This window comes from Achromobacter sp., assembly GCF_036567245.1.
Lineage (GTDB): Bacteria > Pseudomonadota > Gammaproteobacteria > Burkholderiales > Burkholderiaceae_B > Achromobacter.
Genome location: NZ_DATCUY010000621.1, coordinates 1 through 3,127, shown reverse-complemented (window position 1 = coordinate 3,127; position 3,127 = coordinate 1). Strand labels below are relative to the sequence as shown.

The following is a 3,127-nucleotide window of genomic DNA, read 5'->3' as shown; positions in this document are numbered from 1 at the left end:
GGCCGGTGTCCGGCACGCGATGCGCCAGGCGCTGAGTCAGCAGATTGACGCGCGCAACGCGGCGCTCTTGCGGACCGGACCAGGCGGTGGCCAGGCGGAAACGCAGGCTGTTCAGGCGCTCGCGCTGGTGCTCCAGGCGTTGGGCCGGGGACACCAGTTGGGCGGCGGCGCGGTCCAGCCGCTGGGCAGCGCGCTCCAAGCGGCGCTGTTGACCGCGCGTCATGGCCTCAGCCGCCTGCATGACCTGGCCGAGCAATTCAGAACGCGGCACGCAAGCCAGTTCGGCGGCGGCAGTCGGCGTCGGCGCGCGCACGTCGGCCACGAAATCGGCAATGGTGAAATCCGTCTCGTGCCCCACGCCGCTGATGACGGGGATTTCGCTGGCCGCGACCTCGCGGGCCAGCGCCTCGTCGTTGAAGCTCCAGAGATCCTCGATGCTGCCGCCGCCGCGCACCAGCAGCAGCGTGTCGACTTCGGCGCGCTGGTTGGCCGCGCGCACCTGGGCAGCCAGCCGTCCAGCGGCGTCAGCCCCCTGGACCGGCGCCGGATAGATGATCACGGGCACCTGGGGCGCGCGCCGCGCCAGCGCCGACAGCACGTCCCGCAACGCGGCGGCGTGCAGGGAAGTAATCACCCCGATCGCCCGCGGCAGGCGCGCGGGTTCGCGCTTGCGGGCCGGATCGAACAGGCCTTCGGAAGCCAGTTGCTCCTTCAGGCGCAGGAACGCCTCGTACAGATTGCCTAATCCTGCCCGCCGCATGGCGTCGGCCTGCAGCTGATAGTCGCCGCGGGGCTCGTAGAGGGACACGCGGGCCCGGATTTCGACCTGATCGCCCGCTCGCGGCGTGAAACCCACCGCGCTGGCGCGGCTTCTGAACATGACGGCGCGCACGGAGGCCCGACTATCCTTGAGCGTGAAGTACCAATGCCCGGAAGCCGCCGCTGTGAAGTTGGAAATCTCTCCGCGCACCCACAGCGCCGGGATGCTGCGCTCCAACAACTGCCCCACGGCTTGATTCAGCTGGGCAACCGTCAGGATATCCCGCGCAAATACGTTGTTTGTGACTGTAGATTCAATTGTCATGGGGCTTTCCGATGCGTACCTGTCCACAGGGGCCGCGTAGCGGGCCGCAATCATACCGCGTCCCAGCATATTTGCCGCAACTGGCCCGAAAGCCAGCAAATTGGAATTAAATCATTGATTTTTATAGGTATTTATCAAAAACAGAGCTGCTCGAAATTGAAGCAAACAAGTGCAAGCCCTGTGCCCACAAGCATTCCCGGGAAGTTTTGCACAGAATTATCCACAAGATCTGTGGATAGATTGGGGGTCGTACCGACTTGCCACACCCCCCGCCGCGCCGTTACAGTTTCGGCTTGATCAGTTGCCGGTTTGCGCGCCCTTGCGCGCCGGTCCCCCCGGGAGTTGAACGCTTTGCTTTCCATACTGCGCGAGGCCGGCTGGCCGATCTGGCCCCTGCTGGCGACATCCGTCCTGGGCCTGGCGCTGATCTTCGAGCGCTTCCTCTCGCTGCGCCGCGGCCTGGTCATGCCGCGCGGCCTGAGCGATCAAGTGGCTGAAATGCTGCGCAATCGCCAGGACACTCCGGAATCGATCAACCGCCTCGAGCGTAATTCGCCGCTGGGGCGGATCCTCGCCGAAGTGATGCGCCACCGTCATCTGCCCCGCGAAGAACTGCGCAACGTGGTCGAGGACACCGGCCGCGCCGTCGCCCACGACCTCAGCCGCTACATTTCCGCCATCGGCACCATCGCCGTGGTCGCGCCCTTAATGGGCCTGTTCGGCACCGTGGTCGGCATGATCGAAATCTTCGGTTCCTACACCCCCGGCGGCGGCGACCCCGCGCAACTGGCGCGCGGCATCTCGATGGCGCTGTACAACACGGGCTTCGGCATCCTCATCGCCATTCCCGCCATGATCGCGCACCGCTATCTGCGCGGCCGCGTCGACAGCTACCTCAGCGCCATGGAGCAGACCGCGTCGCGCCTGGCCCGCGCCGTCTCCCCCGGATCCGCCCCTCGCGAGGGCCGTTCATGAATTTCCGCGGCCCCCGCGGCGATCGCGATGAGCTGGATATCAACCTGATCCCGCTCATCGACGTGCTGCTGGTCATCCTGATCTTCCTGGCGGCCACCACCTCCTTCGCGCGCTTCACCCAATTGAAGGTGACGCTGCCGCAGGCCTCGATGGAACAGGACACGCCGCCGGCGCTGGAAGTCGCCGTCAGCCAGGACGGGCGCTACGCGCTCAACGGCACGCTCATCGATGTCTCCACGCCGCCCGAGATCGCCGACGCCCTGCGCCAGGCCGCGGCCGGCAAGACCGAGCCGCTGGTCGTCATCAACGCCGACGCCCAGGCCACCCACCAGTCCGTGATCAACGTCATGGAAGCTGCCCGGCTGGCTGGCATCGGCCGCGTCAACTTCGCCGCGCAGACCACCCGGTGACCGCCAAGCGCGCCTCAACGCTGCTGGCGCGCCAATGGCAGCACGGCGGCTGGCTCTCCAATCTGCTGCTGCCGCTGTCCAGGCTGACCGCCTGGGAAGTGGCGCGCAAGCGCCAGCGCTATCTGGACGGCAGCCGCACTGCCTATCGCGCCCCTGTACCCGTCGTGGTGATCGGCAACGTCTACGTCGGCGGCACCGGCAAAACGCCCATGGTCATCGCCACCGTGGAAGCGCTGCGGTCGCGCGGCTACACGCCTGGCGTCGTCAGCCGCGGCTACGGCGTCAAGGTCGGCCCCCACGCCCGCGTTGGGCTGGGCGAGCTGGAAGCCGCCCGCTTTGGCGACGAGCCCGCGCTGATCGCCCGCGCCACCGGCGCCCCGGTTTCCGTGCACCCGAAACGCGCCCTGGCCGCCCAGGCCCTGCTGCAGGCGCACCCCAAGGTGGATGTAATCGTCTCGGACGACGGCCTGCAGCATCTGGCGTTGGCCCGCGACATCGAAATCGTGGTGCAGGACGAGCGCGGCGTGGGCAACGGCCGCCTGCTGCCCGCCGGCCCCTTGCGCGAACCGGCGCAACGGCTGCGAGAGGTCGACGTGGTGGTGACCAACATCGGCACGCCTGACGGCCAGCCACAGGCCGTGGACGGCGGCAGCCGGCC

The 3,127-nt window shown here is 67.7% G+C and carries 4 protein-coding genes; 3 read left to right on the top strand and 1 reads right to left on the bottom strand.

Annotated features, from left to right (window positions below; translation table 11 throughout):
• Window positions 1–1,084, bottom strand: a 1,084-nt coding sequence (gene xseA, locus VIR09_RS26365; protein WP_332015543.1) for an exodeoxyribonuclease VII large subunit, incomplete at its 3' end; no start/stop codon positions are given.
• A 351-nt stretch (window positions 1,085–1,435) separates the two neighbouring features.
• Here xseA and VIR09_RS26360 point away from each other — a divergent pair.
• The 3 genes from VIR09_RS26360 to lpxK all read left to right on the top strand — a co-directional run.
• Window positions 1,436–2,059 (top strand): MotA/TolQ/ExbB proton channel family protein, encoded by a 624-nt coding sequence (locus VIR09_RS26360; protein ID WP_332015542.1) that lies wholly within the window; start codon window positions 1,436–1,438, stop codon window positions 2,057–2,059.
• Window positions 2,056–2,469 carry an ExbD/TolR family protein gene (locus VIR09_RS26355; RefSeq protein ID WP_013394771.1) on the top strand — a complete coding sequence of 138 codons (414 nt, stop codon included), beginning with the start codon at window positions 2,056–2,058 and terminating at the stop codon, window positions 2,467–2,469. The genes VIR09_RS26360 and VIR09_RS26355 overlap by 4 nt, the downstream gene beginning before the upstream one ends.
• Window positions 2,466–3,127, top strand: a 662-nt coding sequence (lpxK, locus tag VIR09_RS26350; protein WP_332015540.1) for a tetraacyldisaccharide 4'-kinase, incomplete at its 3' end; no start/stop codon positions are given. The genes VIR09_RS26355 and lpxK, both read left to right, overlap by 4 nt.